Below are 20,061 nucleotides of genomic sequence, written 5' to 3' on the forward strand. Positions count from 1 at the left end.
ATATCGCTGGGTTTTTCTTAATAAATATTTACGCTTCGGAAGCAACTGGCTCGATCACAACTTGTTTGCGATCACGGCCCAGACGCTTGAAACGAACAACACCATCTGCAGTTGCAAACAGAGTGTCGTCTCCGCCTTTCATTACGTTCGCACCTGGGTAGATCTTAGTTCCGCGTTGACGAACGAGAATGTTACCAGCAGTAACGAATTGCCCGTCGCCACGTTTCACGCCCAGACGTTTGGAAATGGAATCGCGACCGTTCTTTGTAGAACCTACCCCTTTTTTCGATGCGAAAAACTGAAGGTCCAAGTTAAACAGCATGTTCATATCAGACACCTCCCTGCCATTTACGATCATTTACTTTTACGTATTTACCGTAATTCGCCTCAACTGACAAAAGAGCAATGACCATGCTCTCTGCCAAAAGCTGTTGTTTCTCGCGTGCAGTCTCATCATCCGAAGAAGAAAGACTCCACTTCAAGAACCCACCGCCTTCTTGTGCGACAGCGACATCAGGGGTGATGCCGGTCAAAGGTTGGATGGCGTTTAATATACCAAAGCTGATGCCTGATACAGCAGAACAAACGATGTCTGCCCCATAGGCACCTGCATTGGCATGTCCGGAAATACTAATTTCATGGATACCGTGCTGCGCACGGCTCACGATCACTTCAATCATAACAAGTCACCAATTAAGCGTTGATCTTTTCAATCACAACTTTAGTGAATGGTTGACGGTGACCTTGTTTGCGACGGTAGTTTTTCTTGGCTTTGTATTTGTACACGATAATTTTTTTCGCTTTACCGTGTTTTTCTACTTTACCAGTTACCGTAACGCCAGCTACTGTAGGAGCTCCTGCAGTAACTTTGCCGTCTTTGCTTACGAGAAGAACCTTGTCAAAAGTAACTACTTCACCTTCAACGTCAGCCAATTTCTCGATGAAGAGAACTGCTCCCTCTTCAACTTTGTATTGCTTTCCACCGGTTTCGATAATTGCGTACACTGTGTGCACCTCCTATACTCAGACTCGCCTTTACAGGTGCGTCGACGAGCGACGGCTTATGTACCTGATTCGTGCGGTTACAGTATGCACGAGGCATATCTGCATGACAACCATTAGGTTATCATAGCTACAATAGCCCAGTCAAGTTATTTCGAGTGTAAACGCTCCGCCTCTGCCCGATTTCCGACGTATCCAATTCGAAACTCGTCTGGGCTCATAGAAGGAACAAGCCGCTTATAGACATGGACAGGCCATGTAACTGCTTCTGCTTTTTCCCACTCGTCTATCATGTCCAACAATCGTGGCGGCATGTCTACGAGAACAGCCTCCGCATCTTGGCTCTTTGCCAATGCAGTAACTTCGATGTACAAGTGCCGTAACAGCTCGTCTACTCGCCAAACTCTCCCTCGACCCGCGCATGCCTCACATGGCTCCGTCAACCGCTCCATCAGGCTCGCACGAACTCTTTTTCGCGTCATTTCGACTAATCCGAGCGAAGTCATCCCGAGAACAGTCGAAGGCACAGGGTCCTTTGCCAGCTCTTGTTTCAATCGCGAGATCACTCGCTCCTTATTGCCCTGCTCTTTCATGTCAATGAAATCAATGATCACGATGCCACCGATGTCCCGCAAGCGAAGCTGCCGGGCAATTTCAGCTACTGCCTCCAGATTGGTTGCGGTTACTGCCTGCTCCCGCTGTTGCCCTCCCGCACCAGTGAATGAACCGGTGTTTACATCGATGACCGTCATCGCTTCTGTCCTGTCAATGACCAAGGACCCTCCACTCTTAAGCGGCACCTGTCGATCACGAGCACGAATCAACTCCGCCTCGACACCCAAGTAGTCAAAGAGCGGCTGTTTCCCCTGATACCAGCGAAGCTTCTCTTGTACTTCCGGAGCAAAAGCTGCCAACGCCGCTTTTACCTGCTGATGAGTCGCCGCACCTTCTACCAACAACTCATCCATTCCGTTCGCCAAGCCATCTCGTAGGGCCACCTCGATCAACTCGGCATCCTGAAAAATCCGCCCGGTTGAGCGCAGTCCTTCCGCTGTTCGCCGCATGTCCTGCCAACGATTGCGCAAATAGGTAAGTTCACGAATGAGTGTCTGCTCCTCTGCTTCCGCTGCTTCTGTGCGCAAAATACAGCCTTCCCCTTGCTCTACTGTCGAAGAGATCACCTGTTGCAGTCGTTTTCGTTTGGTATCATCAGATATTTTACGCGAAAGTGAAATGCTCTCTTCAGTCGGAAGGTACACCAGGTAACGCCCCTGCAAGCTGATCCGCATTGTGATTTTGGGCGCCTTCATTTCCATCGCCTCTTTACTCACTTGAACCAATACCTTTTGCCCAACGTGAACGCGTTCTGCAATATTGGGTTTCGCTGTTCCACCCGACTCCACACCGACCGTGTCATCTACATACAAATAAGCATTTTGACCTGTACCAATATCAACAAAAGCGGATTGGATACCAGGCTTTACATCTGCGATCCGTCCTTGATAAATGTCACCCACGCTTGCGTGTGACCTCACATCCTGTGTACGCCATTCCTGCAATTTCCCGTTTTCCATAAATGCGATGCGGATGCTGCCACCTTGTGTACTGATCGCTACTTGCTTCACTGCCTTCACTCCTTATTCCCCGTACAAACATTGCCCCAAAGAAGGATAACCGGGCTCATAGGAAGTAATCTAACATAGCTACCAAGTCAAGGTAAAGGAGATAAACCATGATTCATGCTGGTGATCTTACCATTCGAGCATTAACCCCCAATGATACCGCTCACTTAGTCAAATTGCTTTCTGACGAACGCGTTTTGGCCTACTATGAAGGTCGCGATCGGCCATATGACGAGTCCCTCGTGCAGCAAAGCTTTTTTCCGGAAGATGACGGTGAAACCCGCTGCCTGATCTTGCACGCGGACAAACCTATTGGCTATGCGCAATTTTATCCGCTCGATGCCCCGGAAAAACAACGGTATGGTTATGCAAATGACGATGTTGTCTACGGCATGGACCAGTTCATCGGAGAGCCTGCTTACTGGAATCGCGGTATTGGAACTCAGCTCGTTACAGCCATCCTCCACTACCTCCAAACGGAAAAACGGGCACAAAAAGTAGCGATTGACCCGCAAGCCTGGAATGAACGAGCCCTCCGTTGCTACGAAAAATGTGGCTTTCGAAAAGTAAAAGAGCTTCCTCTGCACGAATGGCACGAAGGAAGCATGCGTGACTGCTGGCTGATGGAATGGATCGCTCCTGCTGATTAAGGTCTAAAGACTAAAGGAGCTTGCCCACTGCGGCGTCGTGCTTTTGTTCAAACAAAAGGGCATACAAAAGCTGTTCCTCAGCCAAGAGACCCGCACCTTGGACGTAGAAAAGATGGGAGCATCCCCGTCGCAGCTTGTGCGAGACAGCTAGTACCGTTTCCTCGGGATGCACCCGTATCGCTTGAACGGCAGCTCCGTCTAGCTGCCGATCGTATTTTTCGACCAGGAAACGAAAAAATTGATAAGGAAATCGCAAAAATGCCTGAATGTTCAACGTCAGTAAATAAATCCCGATCACTGCTAAGTTGTACTTCAACTCCAAGCTGGACATCCCCACCATGATCCCCGCAAACAGCGTACTCCCTGTCATCGATATCATCGTCGCTTGCCTATATGACATAAACCAGCATAGAACCGCCAACAAGATTCTCCCGCCATCCAATGGCCAGATTGGCAACAGGTTAAACAGCGCAATCGTCAAATTGCTTACCAAGAAAAAGCGGGCCCACTCTTCCGTCCATATCCCCATAAACCAAAACAAGTAGGAGGCAGCCATCATCACCATATTTAAGAAGGGCCCTGCCAGTGCCACGACAATCTCATCCAATGGATCCGTAGCGTATGAGTCTTCCATCGTCGCTACTCCACCAAAAGGCAGAAGCTGCACTTCTTTTACGGTCCATCCGAGCTCACGCGCCATCGCTACATGCCCTAATTCATGGATCAGCACGATGACAAACAAGGTAATGACCTCCAAAAAATGGCCTGTCACCACGGACAAGCCAATCACCACCCAAAATAGCAGATGAATGCGAAACCGAATGTCGAGCCAGCCTCCCCTATTCAAATGGAATCACTTCCAAGGGATTGACAAATTGCTCATTCACTTTCGCCCCTAGATACAGTTGACGTGATGTCTGATCCATTACCCGAGCGGTTCCGATGACCTTACCAGGTGCAAGGACCTCGTCCTTCGTCACCCCTATACTATCGAGATTGCCCAGCCATATCTCCCGCCCTTTGGTTAGGCGAACAATCACTGTCGTCCCATAATCAGGCTTTTCACCGACAAAAGCAACCCAGCCAGCTTCTCCGATCGTGATTTGATCGTTCATTCCCGTATGCAAGATCACATTTGCGCTCTCTGGATCATAGGATTTAACGATTTCCCAGCTACTTGGGAGCTTCCACACAGCAGCTACACCCTTTGTTGTGCTCGTAGCTGGCACGGCAGGGGGATTGGTAGGCATCGAAGGAAGCATCGTCGGAATCGGTCCAAATCTCGCTTCATACCAGTCCGCTACCCCAGAAAAATTAAAGTCCCGTGTCATGACTTCCCTCGCGGAGCTTTTCCAAGAGGCAGGGATCAGCGTTGTTTGAAACAATACATAAGCGGCACCAATCAATAAGACAGATGCTAAAATTTGCACGCCCCACTTTTCATGAGACGGTGGCTGGTCCATCATATCGTTCTCAGGCGGCGAGTAACTGAATGGGTTTGGCGTTTCTTCGATCGGATCTTTCCAATCATCGACGTAGGGAGTATAGCCGTCTCGTGACTGTGTTCGAATTCGTTCCAAACGCTCCCTCCGTCTTTCTTTTGCGCGATCTACTCTTTCAAACATGTCCATCCCTCCGCAGGCCAAGCCTTTAGTATCATCCTATGACTTGTCTACCTGCTTTATGACGACCGTCGCCCCTCTCCAACTCCCCAGCTTATCGGGTAGAAACATGCAAAAAAGACAGTCTCCCCATAGAGAGACTGCCTTTGAATCTGTCAATTTTACAGTTTAGTTACGCTAGCAGCTTGTGGTCCACGGCTACCTTGAACGATTTCGAACTCAACCTTTTGACCTTCGTCAAGAGATTTGAAACCTTCTGACTGGATTGCGCTGTAGTGTACGAATACGTCGTCGCCACCCTCAACTTGGATGAAGCCGTATCCTTTTTCTGCGTTAAACCATTTTACGATACCTTGTTGCATGAAACAAAACCTCCCTGAACATTACGCCCCACGAGGCGAAAGAGTGTAGCGTTAACCTCTTTTTTACAGATAAGCCTTTTGCGTCAAGGAAAAAAAGTCATACGAATTGCGATTGACAATTGGTGACGTCACTCACAATACGTACGACTCCATACCAATCAATCAAACACTATAACTTGTAAAAATGGTTAACTTAGGATGATTTTAGCATAAGTATTTGCATTTGTCACGCATTTCATGAGTATCCAAAAAGTCTTCTATTCCGCACCGAGAAAGCGGGCGAACTGAAGACTTTTTGGAACAACTATTTAATCAAAACGCAACTTGTCCTTACGCATCCCAATGTTGAGCACCACACCAATGATCAGGAAGTTGGTTACGAGCGAGCTCCCTCCGTAGCTAATGAACGGAAGCGGAATACCCGTAATCGGCATCAACTGAATCGTCATGCCGATGTTCTCAAAGATCTGGAAAGTAAGCATCCCTACGACACCCGCAACAACGTAGGAGCCGAACGGATCTTTTGCCTCCATCGCGATGCGGATCATTCGGTAAATCAAGACGAAAAACAAAATCATCAGCAAGCCCGCTCCGACAAAGCCCAGCTTTTCTGCAATGACGGTAAAGATAAAATCACTTTCTCCAACCGGCACCCATCCAAAGCTCGCTTGTGTCGGCGTATCAAGCCCTTTTCCGAACAGTTGCCCAGAGCCGATAGCAATCAATGCTTGCTTGAGCTGGAACCCTCGTCCCATCGGTTCAAGATCCGGGTTCATCCAAAAGACGATCCGATCCCATTGATACGGCTTGATAATCTTGAAAAAGATATCCTGCTTGTATTGATACAACAGTGTCATGGCGGCAAAAAAGCTGCCGACCAGCCCGCCCATATACAATACATGCTTCATCCGTATACCACCAACGATTAGCATAGTGGCAAGCATACCTGTATAAACCATTGCGGTACCCAAATCGGGCTGCATCAAAATCAAAAGCAACGGAAAGCCAACCAAGGACATTACCGGAATCAGTTTGTAAAAGTAGTAAAAGCGGTCTTGATCGTTTGCCCTCTTGGACAAGAAGCGTGCAACGGTCAATATCGTGAACAGCTTCATTGGTTCGGAAGGCTGAAACAACACAGGGCCAAGGTCGTACCAACTCGTGGCATTATTAATCGCCCTCGTCTGAAATACCCCGATCAAAAGAATCACACCGATCGCATACAAAACATAGGCCGTGTTTTGAAAGAGCCGGTAGTCAAATAGCAATGTCACACCTAGCACAATAAAGCCGATGACATACCAAAGGACCTGCTGATGCGCCTTATCTACACCTGCCGCAGAACCGGAAATCCCCAGATAGCTGAAGACACCTAGCCCTGCCAAAATCAAAATGATGGTCCAGTCAATTGTTTTTAAATGACGTTTTTCCAGGTCCATCCGTTTCCTCCTAGAAAACGTGACTCCCCTCTATAAAAGAAGGGAGCCAAGTATTACCTATTTTAATCCAAAGAATTTACGCATTTTGTGGAACACGCCCGCTTTTTCTTCCAATGGTTGCAATGGAACAGCTTCACCCAAAAGGCGTCGCGCTACGTTCCGATAGGCGATGGAACCACGCGATTCATGGTTCATCACAGCAGGCTCACCTTGGTTCGCGGATTTTATGATATGATCATCATCCGGCACTACACCAATTAAGTCAATGGCTAACAAATCCAAAATGTCTTCTACATCCAGCATGTCGCCATTTTTCACCATATGGGAGCGAACACGGTTGATCACCAGCTTCGGCATTCCGATTTTTTCTCGCTCTAATAGGCCAATAATCCTATCAGCATCACGCACAGCGGCTTTTTCAGGTGTAGTCACGACGATTGCTTGATCAGCCCCTGCCACCGCATTGCGGAAGCCTTGCTCAATACCCGCCGGGCAATCGATGATGACATAATCATATTCACGTTTCAGTTGCGTAATGATTTCTTCCATCTGCTCAGGAGTTACTGCGGATTTGTCCTTGGTCTGAGCAGCCGGGAGCAATGCCAGATTTTCAAACCGCTTGTCTTTGATCAGAGCTTGTGGCAGTCGGCATGCGCCTTCGGCAACGTCTACCAGATCATAAATAATTCGGTTCTCAAGTCCCATGACTACATCCAGATTGCGCAAGCCAATATCGGTATCTACCATGCACACTTTTTGTCCCAACAATGCGAGCGCCGTTCCCAAATTGGCGGAAGTGGTCGTCTTACCCACGCCGCCTTTACCGGAAGTTATGACAATTCCTATCCCCACGTCCGTTCCTCCTCTTTCCCTCAACCCTCACGCTTTTTCTCACCCAATTCAGGGCGGATTCGCGACAAGTAGTTCATTTTCGCTACCAGCATGATCTCATTTTCCAGATAGGCGAATTCTGTGCCTCCAGAATTATTCGTCCATTCCTCACCCGGCTTGCTAATCACTTCTGCAATCCGCAACTGAGTAGGACTCATGACTGCAGCCGCAATAATTACCTGTGAGTCACCGGAAATACCTGCGTGCGCGTACCCTCTGAGATGCCCTAGCACGTAAATGCTTCCTGTACTGCGAACCGTCCCCCCGGGATTGACATCTCCCAATAAGAGCAAATCACCGTCAAACTCCAGAACTTGCCCAGAGCGTACCGTATTTACCTGTATGGAAAAATGGGTTTTCAGGCGTTCAGCCATCGCTTCTTCCCGCGTGATCAAATCAGATTCGATTGTATGGATCACCAGGTTGCCCTTAGTTCGAATAATTTGAGTCAACTGCTCTTGTTGCTCTGGTGAGCAGTATCGTTTTCCCAATTTTATAGATACCCGAATGAGTGGCCCCGACAAAATCTGTTGGTGGCTATGCTCTATTTTTTCACGCATATCGGCCAGCAGTTCGTCGAAGGAACAGGTATCATCCATAAAGAAGACGAGACCCTCTTTAGTCCCTTTGATCGTGACCTTGCTTTTCACAGTCGTCACCGGTTTCACCTCGACCGATACCATTCGCCATGCAGAAAGATTTTTCCTGCTCTGCGTAAAAAAATTGCCGAAACGGGTCAGATAGTGGCGTTTTACAAGAGCTTGACTCAATTATTCTCTTGGGCTTCATTGCCCTGGACAACTTCTGGTTACTTCGAGGACGTTGGATTCGGCTTCGGAACCCCACCAGTAAGGACACCTGGATTCAGTTCATTGTAAGCTTCGAGCAATCGACGCGAGATCGGACCAGTAGCATCAGAACTGGATGTACCATCTCTCAAACTGTTCGGGGCAACGACGACGAAAACCAGTTGAGGATTTTCATAAGGCGCAAAGCCGACAACCAGTGCGTTTTCCGCTGGCTGCGACGTTTGTGCCGTACCAGACTTGGCTGCAACCGTGAACGGCAACCCCTTGAAGCGTTGAACGGTACCACCTGGTTGAGTAACCAGCCGCATCCCTTCTCTTACCACCTGTATATACTTCGGATCGATATCAACCCGGTTGAGAACTTCTGGTTCAATAACGGAGAGCGTTTGACCTGGTTTCTTCGGATCGGTGGTTCCTTTGCGAATTTCTTTTACAAGATGGGGGCGTATTCGATATCCTCCATTGGCAATGGTCGAAACGTATTGACCCAACTGCATCGGCGTGAACAGATCATATTGACCAATCATCACGTCCGCCAAGTTCCCGAAGTACATGTTCTGGTTTTCCCAACCAGTATGTTCATTCGGCAGATCCACACCTGTTTTCACACCAAGACCAAACTGGGCATTGTAGTAATCATAGACAGAGAACTGCTTCTCCCAGCCATCTTTTCCTTTTCTTGCTAAGCGAAGCGCCATTTCGTACATATACGTATTGTTCGACACCTGCAAGGCACGACGAGCGTTAACAGCTCCATGACCACCCGCCTTCCAGTTGCGTTTATACGTGTTTCCGACATACAATCCGCCTCGGTCATAGATGACTTCGTTCGGTGTAGTCAGCCCCTCCTGAAGCGCAATCATGACAGACAGTGGCTTGTAGGTAGAAGCAGGTGGATACGGCGTATAGATGAATCTGTTTGATTCGTTCGGCAAAATAAGCGAGGCGTAATTCTCGTTGAATTTCTTACGGTCGTAATACAGATTCAAATTGTAATCTGGATAACTCGCCATCGCCAATATTTCGCCTGTATTCGGATTCATCACCAATACGTGTGCGTCTTTAAATGCTTTTGGTGTAGACGGGCGCTTCTTGAATGCTTCAACCTCTTCTTTCAAGATGGCCTCTACCTTGCTTTGATAACGCCAGTCCAAAGCCAAAACAAGATCGTTTCCTGGTTCAGGGGCTTGGCGCATCTGCTTCTCTACCGTCTCCGAATTTTTGTTCACGTGCACTTCCATAATCCCGTTTTTGCCACGCAAATAACGTTCATAGGAGCTCTCCAGCCCAGTTACACCGACACGGTCGATAGCATTGTAGCCTTGTGCCTGATATTCTTTCAAGCTCTCAGGACGAATCGCATTGATGTACCCAAGAAAGTGAGTACCAAATGCCGAACCATCCGGATCTTCGAAAATTTGGCGCACTGGCTCCAACTCCACACTAATTCCCGGCAGCTCGGTGCGTCGTTCTTCGATTTGGAACATTTCCTGCTCTGTGATGTTGACCTTGACACGTCTTGGAATGTAGCTGGCCATCTGCGGTGAACGCATTTCCTGCAGCAAAGAGAGCTTGTGCCACTGAAATTGGCGTTGCTGCTCTGTCAACGGCAGTTTGACATCCATGTCGAACAACGAGGCATAGCGCAGCAAATCCATGTCAGACTTATCTGCTAAGCCTTCCGGGGTTGGCAAAGCTGAAATCTGTTCCTTCACTTTTTTGGCGAGGTCATTGCGATCTTCCTTGTCGAGTTTCAGAGCGAGGGTCATATTGGCGTTTATCGCCATTTTTAACAGCTCGAAGTCCGTGGTGTTCGCTTCCGTAATAGCGGGTGTACCTGGTTTGGCAGCATTCAGTTTCTTAATAAGATCTGCTTTCTCCTTGTCATCAAAAGGAGAACGAACGCGCATTCCCAGATATACAGCGGTTTTTACCAACTGGAAGTCAGACATCTGATCAACGGTCTCGACTTTCGGAACGACTTTTAACTTCGTCGCGACCTTTGCCTTGAGATCGTTCGTTTCTTGCCCATTGAAAGCAACAGGCAAGGTTGATCTCAATTCAATCGTCTTCTTTAACAATTCCTTATCCGTACCAATTTTGCCGCCATCGGGGATGAGGATTTTTGCCAGACGATCCGCAACTTTCTCTTCATCAATGTCCTGTCCTTGTTCTTCAACGTATTGCACAGTGTACACAGGCTTATTCGAAACGAGTACCTCGCCATTTTTATCCAAGATACGGCCTCGAGGAGCGGAAATCGGCAGTTCCCGAATACTGAACTTTTCCAATTCATGCTTGTACTGTTCGCCTTCCACCAGCTGCACGATGGATAGCCGCAAAATAATGGCGGCGAAGAACAAAAATACAATCACAAACAATATATTGAGCCGAATAGGTATGTCTGATTTCGGTTCTTTGACTTCTTCCACGAACTCTCCTCTCCTTTGTCCTTACTGCATGTGCATTTCCTTTTTCGCCAGAATCTTGTTGCATACATTCTTGATCGGAAAGTATACCAGTAAGCCAAAAGCGAGATTAAACAGCACACTAGGCAAAATTTGATGCGTCAAAATCCATCGAACATCGAAGGGGGCGGCGGAAAACAAGCGGAACAACGAATACAAAAGCCACTCATGTCCGAACAAAATCAGGAAGCTAGTAATGAAAACCATCCCGAATCCTCTCTGGAACAAAAGAACGATCATCCCTGCAAAGTAGCTGGCCACCATCATGGACATGGTATAGATTCCAATTAGTTGTCCAAATAGGACATCTTGTAAAAACCCGAAGGCGATCCCGTAATACAAACCTTCGCGCCTGCCGAGATACATCGAAATAAAGATGCAGCAGACAAGCGCAAACCGGGGTACCGTCAACCAAGACAGACCCCATGCATCAGGTGAAAATACTTGCATCACAGTTCCTTCCAAAACAAACACAATCACGACGCCCAACGTCAATAAAAATCGAGCCATTACTGACCACCCCCGCTAGCAGGTGGAGCCGGAGGGACAGTTTTTTGTGTCTGACCAGCTGGCTGTTGCGGGATCAATTCACCATTGGGGCCAATTGTGAAGTCTCGTTCCACAACCATGACTTCATTCAATTGTGAAAAATCAGCGCTTGGCTGGATGTAGGCGGTTTGAGTCAAGCCATAATCATCTGGCTCTACGCGAACAATATAGCCGATTGGCAAATTGCGAGGGACAACTCCTCCCAAGCCGGATGAAATAACTTGCTGATCTTTTTTAATTGCCTGTCCCCAAGGGATTTTGCGCATGACGAGCAATCTCTTTTGCGCGTCGTACTCTTCAATAACACCACTAACCTGACGGTACATAGGCTTGCCGTCAACGATCTGCTCAGTCAAAATATCCGCTGAGATATGGTCACGTCGCTCGTAGCTCGTCAACAATTCAACCGTAGCTGAAAAGTTGGCAACACTTTGTATGCGCCCGACCATTCCTTTGGCTGTAATGACAGCCATATCCTTTTTGATACCACTTTTTAATCCTTGATCGATGGTAACGACGTTGTTCCATGTATCAGGGTTTCTCGCCACAACTTCCGCGAAGTGAAGGTTGTAAGATTTAAGTGAATCTTTTGCCCCCACCATTTCTCGAAGGCGATCATTATCTGCCTTGAGTGTGTGCAATTCGGCACTTAGACGTGCGTATTGATCCAAGCTTGCCTTAAGTGCCTTGTTTTCTTCATACACGCCGTACGCTTCTTCTATTTCCTGAAAAAAGCCAGAAACAGCCTGGGCAGGACGATAAAAAAAGCCCTGCACCACGCTGAAGGTATCTTTGAAGAACATTTCTGGCCAGGTCAGGCTAACCCGTTCACGAGAAGTGAAGCCCACGACGGAGATAAGCAGGACCAAGCCTACAAGTACAATGATAAGCCGCTTATTCCCGAAAAACGACATGCCCTACCCTCCGTTTATTTACCCCGTTTTAGTCGGGAAGAGGTGATGCCTTGCTTGGATTTGAAGAGGTGAATGTTCTCCAATGCACGACCTGTTCCAATCGCTACGCAATCCAGTGCGTTTTCCGCGACATGCACGGGCATACCCGTTTCCTTACTTAACAGGCGATCCATGTTGCGCAAGAGCGCACCGCCGCCTGTGAGTACAATTCCACGATCCATGATGTCCGCCGCGAGCTCAGGCGGGCTTTTTTCGAGTGTTACCTTCACCGATTCCACGATAGCAGAAATGGTTTCCGCCAATGCTTCCGCAATCTCTGTGCTGCTTACCGAGAGCGTTTTTGGCAATCCGGTTACAAGGTCACGACCGCGAATGTCAACGTTTTCGACCTCATCAGGAGCAATCGCAGAGCCGATCTCCAACTTGAGTGTTTCTGAAGTCCGTTCCCCGATCATCAAGTTGTAACGGCGCTTGATGTACTGAATGATCGCCTCGTCCATCTCATCCCCGGCCACACGAATAGAGCGGGATGTCACAATCCCCCCGAGAGAAATGATTGCAACTTCTGTCGTACCGCCGCCAATGTCAACGACCATACTACCAGTCGGCTCCCACACCGGCAGGTCTGCACCGATCGCTGCTGCAAACGGCTCTTCAATCGTATATGCTTCCTTCGCCCCAGCCTGCTTCGTAGCATCTTCGACCGCGCGCTTTTCCACCGCAGTAATTCCCGAAGGTACACAGACCATTACGTTTGGACGACGTGTAAACAGCCCTTGATTTTTTTGTGCTTGATTGATGAAATAGCGCATCATTGTCGCAGTTGTATCAAAGTCAGCGATAACCCCGTCTTTCATTGGGCGAACCGCTACGATATTGCCTGGCGTACGACCGATCATACTTTTCGCTGCATTCCCTACTGCTTCAATGGAATTGTTATTCGTGCGGATCGCTACAACAGAAGGCTCACGCACCACAATTCCTTTCCCCTTCACAAAAACAAGTGTATTGGCAGTGCCGAGGTCAATCCCCAAGTCACGTGTAAATCCACCAAACATAAAAAAACTCCTTCCAAATATTAATCCAAATGACAAGCATAAGAGAACCTCTTTCGAGGCCTCTTCAAGGTAGAGCGACCGCGTTTTTGGGGAAGGTTTTCAAACATGCTACAAGTACCCTTGCTCTTTGAGACTAACGTACTTGCCTTCCCCGATAATAACATGATCCAACAATGAAATCCCCACCAGTTCACCAGCGTCACGCAATGTATGCGTAATCGCAATGTCTTCCCTGCTAGGTGTCGGATCACCGCTCGGATGGTTATGTAGGCATATCACCGATGCGCTGCTACGACGGATCGCTTCTTTAAAGACTTCTCTCGGGTGTACGATGGAAGCGTCCAGACTGCCTACAAAAATCGTCTGCTTGCCAATCACATGGTTCTTGGTATTCAGAAAGAGACAGACAAAATGTTCCTGTGTCAAATGAGCAAGCTCTGGCGACATCAAATCAGCTACGTCCCGTGGTAAACGGATAGAAGCCCTATACTCTCGAGGCACTCCCATCAATCTACGCCCAAGCTCAAACGCAGCATGCAATTCAATCGCTTTGACTGGACCAATTCCTTTTAGCTCTGTTAACTCAGCATGAGAGGCTTGGGCTAAACCACGCAGGTCTCCAAACCTGGCTAACAAGCGCTGAGCCAGCTGATGAGCCGTCTCTTGTTCCCTGCCTGTCCGCAGTAAAATGGCAAGAAGTTCAGTATCAGACAGATGGACCGCTCCTTCGCGAAGCAGTCGTTCACGTGGACGGTCATAGTAAGGGACGTTTTTCAACAGCATTTTGTTACAGGTATTTGTTGCCATTTTATATCCGCCTCCAGCCATATTCACATTATCGAAAACGGCTGACATGGAGATGTTCATGAGGCGTATGGCCGTCGCCGCTTGCTTCAAGCATGACAACTTTACAAAATTGGCATCCCAAAACGTGTCAAAAGAGTAGACGTCAGGCCTAACGGAAGACCAACAACAGTGAAGTAGTCTCCGTTTATTCCTTCCACGATCGTGGCTCCAATACCCTGAATGGCGTAAGAGCCCGCTTTATCCATCGGCTCACCTGTCGCGATGTACGACTTGATTTCTTGCTCTGTTAAAGCTCGAATTCTTACGTGCGTTAGACTATGTGAGACTTCAGTACGACCTGTCTCCACATCTATCAAGGCGACTCCACTATAAACGGTGTGCTCTTGCCCCTGGAGCATGGACAACATACGATATGCGTCCATTTCATCAACAGGCTTGCCCAGTATTTGGTCATCAAGAACGACTACCGTATCAGATCCTAAAACGACGCCTTCCGTCAAGCGAGAAGCCACTTCCTTGGCCTTGCGCAAAGACAATTCTTCTACTACTTCGCTCGCAGATAAATGCTCTGCGGTCGTCTCATCTACATCACTGGTGATGACGGTAAATGATAAGCCTAAAGTTTGCAGAAGCTCCCTTCGACGCGGCGAAGATGAAGCCAGAATGAGAGGAACATTTTTTTTCGTCATTTTTCAACCTACTTTATTCGTCGATGTATCCAAAACGCGAGGGCTAAGCCTCCGATACTGGCTAGATTTAGTTTTACCTGAAAGTTCAGTTCGTACTTCAAAATTTCTAAATCTGCCGCAGGCGACCAAGTAATCTCTTTACTCTTGGCCAAAAAAGGTAGCCAAGGACTTACAATCTCCCCGATAATGCTACCAAACAAAAGTCCACTCACCAACAGAAACACGAGAGTAAGCGTTTCTTTCCCCATTTTCCCAACTCCCTTTTTATAAGGGATTCTCTTTTTGCCAAACATAAGTTTAGCAAATGGGGAGAAGCGAAACAATCCCTGATTGCTCCTGGTAATTACTGTATAGAAAGAAAAGGCCTCCTGCAAGAAAACCTTGCGGAAGACCATATAAACTTGTATTTATGTGGATGAACGTGCCTTTTGAATCCAACTCGCGTAGCTCTCGAAAAAAGCAAGGACACCTGCCTGTACTTGCCACGCATAGGATTCCGCGCTTTCCACCTTTTTGCCAGCGCTTGCTTCCGCCATTTTGTCCCTGGCTGCCAGCGCTTGATTCACCCCATTTACCATCCCATCAAGCAATGGCTTCCAGGCCTCCTTGGCTTCCATTTTACGGCTTTCCTCCAGAAATTGGCGGTGAATTTCCTTTATTTCTGCCGTTTCTTTTGCGGTTGGCGAAAGTTGACCCGTCGTAATAATCAGCCCCGATTGTGCGGAAAGTGTTTGGACGAGTTTGACTCCGTGGGTGAAAAAGGCATTCACGTTAGGGTCACCAGATGCGTTGGCGGCTTTTCCCACAGGGATAGATCCTTCAAAAGCGGGAAAGGAGAATTCTTTGACGTATATATCCATGCCTTTGTTTTTCAAGCTGGCGGCAAAGCCTAGCACAGCATCTCTTGTGGGAGCAGCGGCTGCGAACATGTACTGCTTGCTTGCGTCTTTATAAAGCAGATGAGGAATGCCCGCCTTCTCCAGTGGTTCTACAGCTGTTTGCGGCGATGCATCCGGCTGGAATACTCCCGCCTGTGCAACGTACATGTTTACGGCTGGCAGTTGTAGAGCTACCGCTGTTTGACCCACTGCGTTACCATTCGTCGCGTTACCATTCGTCGCCTTACCTTTCGCTCGCTGACTTTCATCTGGCAAAGCGGGACCTGCCACGCCATTTTTCCCAGATGTTTGTTCAGTGCCTGCACCCAGCGCGGTCAGTGTCTGAACCGTTTCACTCAGAACATTTCCGTACGACTCGGAAAATTCCTTTTGGGAAAAGACCGTCAATACAAGAAATCCGAATAAGAGGCCGATGGCTACAGCCCCACCTGTTGTTAAAGTCGTACGCCAAAAGGGCCCCTCTGGCCATAACGCTTCGAGTCGACTCATCGGACGACTCCTGTATCCCTTTTCTTCGGTATCCTCGAAGGAAAAATCGGATTCGCTGGAGTCGTTTGGCGTCTGATCGAGTTCAATACTCGGCTTCGTTTCTTTTGCGGCAGCTCCTCGTAGCTGCATCATCCGTTCCCATGCTTCGTTGCCCTTCTCCTTAAACGGGTCAGTAAACGGTAAGGGGGGGGCTTGAAAACGAACACGTGGCGTATCGTCCTTTGGCGTGCGCTTTCTACTTGCTACCTTTGTGCTGTCGTCCCGCTTTTCATCCCAGAACCTTCCGTTCATTTTGACCGTCACACGATTTTTATTTTGTCCGCTCATACGCTTGCCCTCCTAGTCACAGGCTCTTTGTACTAGCATACGTTTTGCTCGGACGGGTTATGACTTCTATCTAGTGATTCTATCGAATTTGTTTCTACTACGATTCCACAAGGCATTTCAAGAGGCTTCACTCATAAATAAAAGGACAGCTAACCCCATCGTGACAAAAGGCGCAAACGGCACTTCGTATTTTATACTTACTTTTCGTATCAGCAACAAAACGAGAGAGACGAGCAATGCAGCCAAGCTCGCAACCGTAAGAACGACTACAAAATCGCGAATCCCGAGTCCATAGCAGACTAGAGCGAATAGCTTCACATCCCCCATCCCAAGCGCAAGAGGCTTGTAATAGCTAATCCATCCAAACACCAGTAAACTGAGAATCGCAAAAAGTCCAGCCATCAGCCATTCCATTGGCGAAGAGAGAGCGAGCTCGAGAAAAGAAATCAGTACAACCCCTGCAACTAATGCGCGATTGGGTATTCGTCTATGATGAAAATCAACCCACGAAAGGTAAAGGCAGAGTACGAATAATATCATAGCGTTCGCCATTTTTTGTTCCCCCAGTTGAACCTGTCCTCCGAAAAGGATATCTACCATTCCTGGGACAAAAAAACTGCCCAGAACAATTCTGGACAGCCTCTCCATTTTCGATATAGCCACTTTTACGGATTCCAAGTGAACAAAAGACCACCGTGGACGAGACCACCGCCAAACCCATACACCAGGATCGTATCCCCTGCCTTTACTTTGCCTTCCTTGATCCCCAAGGCGAGCGACAATGGGATGGTAGCCGCTGATGTGTTCCCGTAATGTGTCAGACTGTACAATGTCTTATCGAGAGGGAACTGACTCTTCTCACAAATGGATTCGATCATGCGCAAATTGGCACTGTGCGGGATAAACCAGTCCACATCTTCGAGCGTTTTACCCGCCCGGTTCACCACCTCTAGCATCCCCTTTGGAACAGTTGTTACTGCCCACTTGTACACTTCTCTCCCGTTTTGGACCATGCATCCATTCCCGCTCAATTCTCGTCCGTTCATACGCGTGGACAAGCCCGCTCGGTATACATGAATCCCTCCGTCTCCCTTTGAGCCTAAATAGGCGGACAAAAAACCAGGAGCTGTAGAATCCTGCTCAACCAGCACCGCTCCCGCTCCGTCCCCGAATAGGATGCACGTCGTACGATCCGTATAGTCAGTTACTTTTGTTAGCGTTTCTGCACCTACCACCAACACTTTGCGATGCAAACCAGAGCTGATGAGCGCATTAGCTGTATGGAGCGCATACGTAAATCCTGCACAGGTAGCAGAGAGGTCCATGGCTCCCGCCTGCTCGACTTGAAAATGCGCTTGGATTTGACTCGCGACGCTTGGAAATGGATAGTCTGGGGTACTAGTTGCGACCAAAATCATATCGACATCGCGGACATCCTTCCCATAATTTGTAATCATATCATGGATAGCAGCGATAGCCAGATCACTGGTAAATTCATCTTCCCTTGCCATACGGCGCTCATGTATACCCGTTCGTTGCAAAATCCACTCATTCGATGTATCTACTAGCTTTTCCATATCTGTATTGGTAAGAACGCGACTCGGCACATACGTACCGATGGCGGTAATTCGTGATTTGAAGGGGGTTGTATTTGTCATCATCCGAACATCACCTTTCGATTTTTATGATCTGATTATAACACTAGATATTAGTATCTGGTACTAATTTTTTAGAAAAATAAAAGTCTATGTTGAGTCGTCATAGGGGAGGAGAAGAAAAAGCACAGGTCTCTTCGACTCTGACACGCCCGCATGGGGGATTCACTGGACGTCTCCATTTAAAAAAGGGGACCGTCGATCCAAAGCCACCCTACGGGCGGACGTTTCTCAAGGAAGAAGTGTTCGACAAGCGTGGTCTCCTTTTTTAAGTTCCGACTGGGTAGGCTTTGTCAAGGTCTACGAGCCCTGTGCTTTTTCTTCTCACTAGCTTGGTTGGTAGCTCGATACTTTTTTAAATATAGGTAGATCAAAATAAAAAGACTTGAAACCCGTAGGTTCCAAGTCTTCATACAGCTCTATCTGTTATTTCTCTAGCCTTTCAGCCAGCCAGTAAGCAGATTTCCAAATGTCTCCTGCACCCATTGTCAACACGAGGTCGCCCTCTTGCAATCCTTTGAAGACATGCTCCTGCATTTGTTCCTTTGTAGGAATGTACTGCGCACGCGGGTGGCTGTTGGTGCGGATTTTTTGAACCAGCACCTCGGAGGTTACTCCTTCGATTTTTTCTTCGCCCGCTGGGGAGTAGATGTCCGTGATGATCACTTCGTCTGCTTCTGCAAAGGCACGGCTGAATTCATCCATAAGGAAATACGTGCGTGTGTAGCGTTGTGGCTGAAACACAGCGATTACACGTCTGCCCGATGCCCTTGCCCCGCTAAGTGTCGCGATAATTTCTGTCGGATGATGCGCGTAGTCGTCTACGACTAGGACACCTCGTGCATCCCCAATGATTTGAAATCTGCGCTTGGCACCGCTAAAGGTAGACAGCGCCTGTGCAATTTTATCAAAGGAAAGGCCAATATCCAGACATACAATGATCGCAGCTAGTGCATTTGCAATATTATGCTTGCCTGGGACTACGAGACACAATTCACCCAACCGCTCATCCTTGTGATAAACCTGGCACGTGCTGCAACGATCTCCACATTCAATCGAAGTGGCAGAAAACTGTGCTTGTGCCACAAAGTTCGGATCAACTGCATACGTCACGACCGTTTTTTCGACGGACGGCATGACTTCGCGCACATGTGAATCATCGATACACAGGATCGCTTTTCCATCCGGTTTAAGATGGCTCAAGAACTGGACATACGCCTGTTTCAAATTGTTGAAGTCGCCATCGAAATGCTCGAGATGATCTGGTTCGATGCTCGTCACAATTTCATACATCGGCCTGTATTCCAAAAAGGAACCGTCGCTCTCATCTGCTTCGGCAATAACATAATCACTGGTACCTGCCTTTGCGTTGGTACCAGCACTCATCAATTCACCGCCAATGATGAAAGTCGGGTCTACACCGCACTCTTCCAGCACGTGAGAGATCATCGATGTCGTGGTCGTCTTGCCGTGTGCTCCGGCTACTGCTACTCCTGTGCGTTCATTCAATATGCGAGCAAGCATTTGGGAACGGTGCATGACCGGAATTCCTAGTGCTTGGCCTGCGATCACCTCAGGATTGTCTTTAGAAATACTGGTGGAGTATACGATGCTGTCTGCTCCCTCCACGTGGGCAGCATTATGGCCAATATGAATGACCGCCCCTCTTGCTTCCAGCTTTTTCGCCAAATCGTTCATGGCGACATCGGAGCCGGTTACCTTGTATCCAAGGTCGATCAAGACGCGGGCAATGGCACTCATGCCATAACCGCCGATGCCCACAAAGTGGACGTGTTGGGCCTGATCCAC

22 protein-coding genes and 1 other annotated feature are annotated in these 20,061 nt (G+C 48.2%); of the genes, 1 reads left to right on the forward strand and 21 read right to left on the reverse strand.

What is annotated here, in order from left to right:
- Window positions 1-28: 28 nt before the first annotated feature.
- The 4 genes from rpmA to HP570_RS06720 form a co-directional block, all read right to left on the reverse strand.
- A complete protein-coding gene (gene rpmA, locus HP570_RS06705; RefSeq protein WP_005832382.1) occupies window positions 29-322 on the reverse strand; it encodes a 50S ribosomal protein L27 in 294 nt (97 codons plus the stop codon).
- A gap of 7 nt (window positions 323-329) precedes the next feature.
- Window positions 330-680, reverse strand: a complete 351-nt coding sequence (locus tag HP570_RS06710; RefSeq protein WP_012685564.1) for a ribosomal-processing cysteine protease Prp — start codon at window positions 678-680, stop codon at window positions 330-332.
- 13 nt (window positions 681-693) lie between these two features.
- The gene (rplU, locus tag HP570_RS06715; RefSeq protein ID WP_007728661.1) at window positions 694-1,005 is read right to left on the reverse strand and encodes a 50S ribosomal protein L21; all 312 of its coding nucleotides are present in this window, start codon (window positions 1,003-1,005) and stop codon (window positions 694-696) included.
- 10 nt (window positions 1,006-1,015) lie between these two features.
- Window positions 1,016-1,094: a sequence feature (ribosomal protein L21 leader region), on the reverse strand.
- A 57-nt stretch (window positions 1,095-1,151) separates the two neighbouring features.
- Complete coding sequence (locus tag HP570_RS06720) at window positions 1,152-2,627, reverse strand: Rne/Rng family ribonuclease (RefSeq protein ID WP_173625246.1); 1,476 nt, start codon at window positions 2,625-2,627, stop codon at window positions 1,152-1,154.
- A 107-nt stretch (window positions 2,628-2,734) separates the two neighbouring features.
- On the opposite strand from HP570_RS06720, the gene aac(6')-35 reads away from it, so the two are divergent.
- Window positions 2,735-3,274: an aminoglycoside 6'-N-acetyltransferase AAC(6')-35 gene (aac(6')-35, locus tag HP570_RS06725; RefSeq protein WP_173625247.1), complete on the forward strand. Its 540-nt coding sequence runs from the start codon at window positions 2,735-2,737 to the stop codon at window positions 3,272-3,274.
- A gap of 10 nt (window positions 3,275-3,284) precedes the next feature.
- Here the strand turns inward: aac(6')-35 and HP570_RS06730 are convergent, their stop codons facing one another.
- The 17 genes from HP570_RS06730 to murC all read right to left on the reverse strand — a co-directional run bounded on the left by HP570_RS06730 (window position 3,285) and on the right by murC (window position 20,061).
- Complete coding sequence (locus tag HP570_RS06730; protein ID WP_012685560.1) at window positions 3,285-4,121, reverse strand: M50 family metallopeptidase; 837 nt, start codon at window positions 4,119-4,121, stop codon at window positions 3,285-3,287.
- Window positions 4,114-4,899 (reverse strand): M23 family metallopeptidase, encoded by a 786-nt coding sequence (locus HP570_RS06735; RefSeq protein WP_173625248.1) that lies wholly within the window; start codon window positions 4,897-4,899, stop codon window positions 4,114-4,116. Before HP570_RS06735 ends, HP570_RS06730 begins: the two co-directional genes overlap by 8 nt.
- Before the next feature lie 158 nt (window positions 4,900-5,057).
- The gene (locus HP570_RS06740; protein WP_005832370.1) at window positions 5,058-5,258 is read right to left on the reverse strand and encodes a cold-shock protein; all 201 of its coding nucleotides are present in this window, start codon (window positions 5,256-5,258) and stop codon (window positions 5,058-5,060) included.
- Between the two features lie 308 nt (window positions 5,259-5,566).
- Window positions 5,567-6,697 (reverse strand): rod shape-determining protein RodA, encoded by a 1,131-nt coding sequence (rodA, locus tag HP570_RS06745; RefSeq protein WP_142495672.1) that lies wholly within the window; start codon window positions 6,695-6,697, stop codon window positions 5,567-5,569.
- 57 nt (window positions 6,698-6,754) lie between these two features.
- On the reverse strand, window positions 6,755-7,549 hold the full coding sequence (minD, locus tag HP570_RS06750) for a septum site-determining protein MinD (protein ID WP_012685557.1): 795 nt from the start codon (window positions 7,547-7,549) through the stop codon (window positions 6,755-6,757).
- A gap of 20 nt (window positions 7,550-7,569) precedes the next feature.
- Window positions 7,570-8,247, reverse strand: a complete 678-nt coding sequence (gene minC, locus HP570_RS06755) for a septum site-determining protein MinC (RefSeq protein ID WP_026133905.1) — start codon at window positions 8,245-8,247, stop codon at window positions 7,570-7,572.
- A 149-nt stretch (window positions 8,248-8,396) separates the two neighbouring features.
- Complete coding sequence (locus HP570_RS06760) at window positions 8,397-10,829, reverse strand: peptidoglycan D,D-transpeptidase FtsI family protein (RefSeq protein WP_173625249.1); 2,433 nt, start codon at window positions 10,827-10,829, stop codon at window positions 8,397-8,399.
- A 21-nt stretch (window positions 10,830-10,850) separates the two neighbouring features.
- Window positions 10,851-11,375, reverse strand: coding sequence for a rod shape-determining protein MreD (gene mreD, locus HP570_RS06765; RefSeq protein ID WP_173625250.1), 525 nt, complete (start codon window positions 11,373-11,375; stop codon window positions 10,851-10,853).
- Window positions 11,375-12,328: a rod shape-determining protein MreC gene (gene mreC / locus HP570_RS06770; protein WP_012685553.1), complete on the reverse strand. Its 954-nt coding sequence runs from the start codon at window positions 12,326-12,328 to the stop codon at window positions 11,375-11,377. The genes mreD and mreC overlap by 1 nt, the downstream gene beginning before the upstream one ends.
- A 14-nt stretch (window positions 12,329-12,342) precedes the next feature.
- Window positions 12,343-13,386, reverse strand: a complete 1,044-nt coding sequence (locus tag HP570_RS06775; RefSeq protein WP_012685552.1) for a rod shape-determining protein — start codon at window positions 13,384-13,386, stop codon at window positions 12,343-12,345.
- A 108-nt stretch (window positions 13,387-13,494) separates the two neighbouring features.
- Window positions 13,495-14,193, reverse strand: coding sequence for a RadC family protein (gene radC, locus HP570_RS06780; protein WP_012685551.1), 699 nt, complete (start codon window positions 14,191-14,193; stop codon window positions 13,495-13,497).
- A 101-nt stretch (window positions 14,194-14,294) separates the two neighbouring features.
- Window positions 14,295-14,882, reverse strand: coding sequence for a Maf family protein (locus HP570_RS06785; protein WP_016739187.1), 588 nt, complete (start codon window positions 14,880-14,882; stop codon window positions 14,295-14,297).
- 8 nt (window positions 14,883-14,890) lie between these two features.
- Window positions 14,891-15,130, reverse strand: a complete 240-nt coding sequence (locus tag HP570_RS06790; RefSeq protein WP_173625251.1) for a DUF4321 domain-containing protein — start codon at window positions 15,128-15,130, stop codon at window positions 14,891-14,893.
- A 159-nt stretch (window positions 15,131-15,289) separates the two neighbouring features.
- Complete coding sequence (locus HP570_RS06795) at window positions 15,290-16,597, reverse strand: hypothetical protein (protein WP_173625252.1); 1,308 nt, start codon at window positions 16,595-16,597, stop codon at window positions 15,290-15,292.
- Between the two features lie 117 nt (window positions 16,598-16,714).
- Window positions 16,715-17,149, reverse strand: coding sequence for a prepilin peptidase (locus tag HP570_RS06800; RefSeq protein WP_173625253.1), 435 nt, complete (start codon window positions 17,147-17,149; stop codon window positions 16,715-16,717).
- Window positions 17,150-17,262: 113 nt separating this feature from the next.
- Window positions 17,263-18,258 carry a ketoacyl-ACP synthase III gene (locus HP570_RS06805; protein WP_173625254.1) on the reverse strand — a complete coding sequence of 332 codons (996 nt, stop codon included), beginning with the start codon at window positions 18,256-18,258 and terminating at the stop codon, window positions 17,263-17,265.
- Between the two features lie 420 nt (window positions 18,259-18,678).
- The gene (gene murC / locus HP570_RS06810; protein WP_173625255.1) at window positions 18,679-20,061 is read right to left on the reverse strand and encodes a UDP-N-acetylmuramate--L-alanine ligase; all 1,383 of its coding nucleotides are present in this window, start codon (window positions 20,059-20,061) and stop codon (window positions 18,679-18,681) included.

This window comes from Brevibacillus sp. RS1.1 (assembly GCF_013284365.1).
GTDB classification, from domain to species: Bacteria; Bacillota; Bacilli; order Brevibacillales; family Brevibacillaceae; genus Brevibacillus; species Brevibacillus brevis_D.

Excerpts from the sequence above, each read along its gene's own strand:
- rpmA (WP_005832382.1), bottom strand. The coding sequence starts at position 322 with ATGCTGTTTAACTTGGACCTTCAGTTTTTCGCATCGAAAAAAGGGGTA.
- HP570_RS06710 (WP_012685564.1), bottom strand. The coding sequence starts at position 680 with ATGATTGAAGTGATCGTGAGCCGTGCGCAGCACGGTATCCATGAAATT.
- HP570_RS06735 (WP_173625248.1), bottom strand. The coding sequence starts at position 4,899 with ATGTTTGAAAGAGTAGATCGCGCAAAAGAAAGACGGAGGGAGCGTTTG.
- HP570_RS06740 (WP_005832370.1), bottom strand. The coding sequence starts at position 5,258 with ATGCAACAAGGTATCGTAAAATGGTTTAACGCAGAAAAAGGATACGGC.
- rodA (WP_142495672.1), bottom strand. The coding sequence starts at position 6,697 with ATGGACCTGGAAAAACGTCATTTAAAAACAATTGACTGGACCATCATT.
- mreD (WP_173625250.1), bottom strand. The coding sequence starts at position 11,375 with ATGGCTCGATTTTTATTGACGTTGGGCGTCGTGATTGTGTTTGTTTTG.
- mreC (WP_012685553.1), bottom strand. The coding sequence starts at position 12,328 with ATGTCGTTTTTCGGGAATAAGCGGCTTATCATTGTACTTGTAGGCTTG.
- HP570_RS06775 (WP_012685552.1), bottom strand. The coding sequence starts at position 13,386 with ATGTTTGGTGGATTTACACGTGACTTGGGGATTGACCTCGGCACTGCC.
- radC (WP_012685551.1), bottom strand. The coding sequence starts at position 14,193 with ATGGCAACAAATACCTGTAACAAAATGCTGTTGAAAAACGTCCCTTAC.
- HP570_RS06785 (WP_016739187.1), bottom strand. The coding sequence starts at position 14,882 with ATGACGAAAAAAAATGTTCCTCTCATTCTGGCTTCATCTTCGCCGCGT.
- HP570_RS06790 (WP_173625251.1), bottom strand. The coding sequence starts at position 15,130 with ATGGGGAAAGAAACGCTTACTCTCGTGTTTCTGTTGGTGAGTGGACTT.
- HP570_RS06795 (WP_173625252.1), bottom strand. The coding sequence starts at position 16,597 with ATGAGCGGACAAAATAAAAATCGTGTGACGGTCAAAATGAACGGAAGG.
- HP570_RS06800 (WP_173625253.1), bottom strand. The coding sequence starts at position 17,149 with ATGGCGAACGCTATGATATTATTCGTACTCTGCCTTTACCTTTCGTGG.
- HP570_RS06805 (WP_173625254.1), bottom strand. The coding sequence starts at position 18,258 with ATGATGACAAATACAACCCCCTTCAAATCACGAATTACCGCCATCGGT.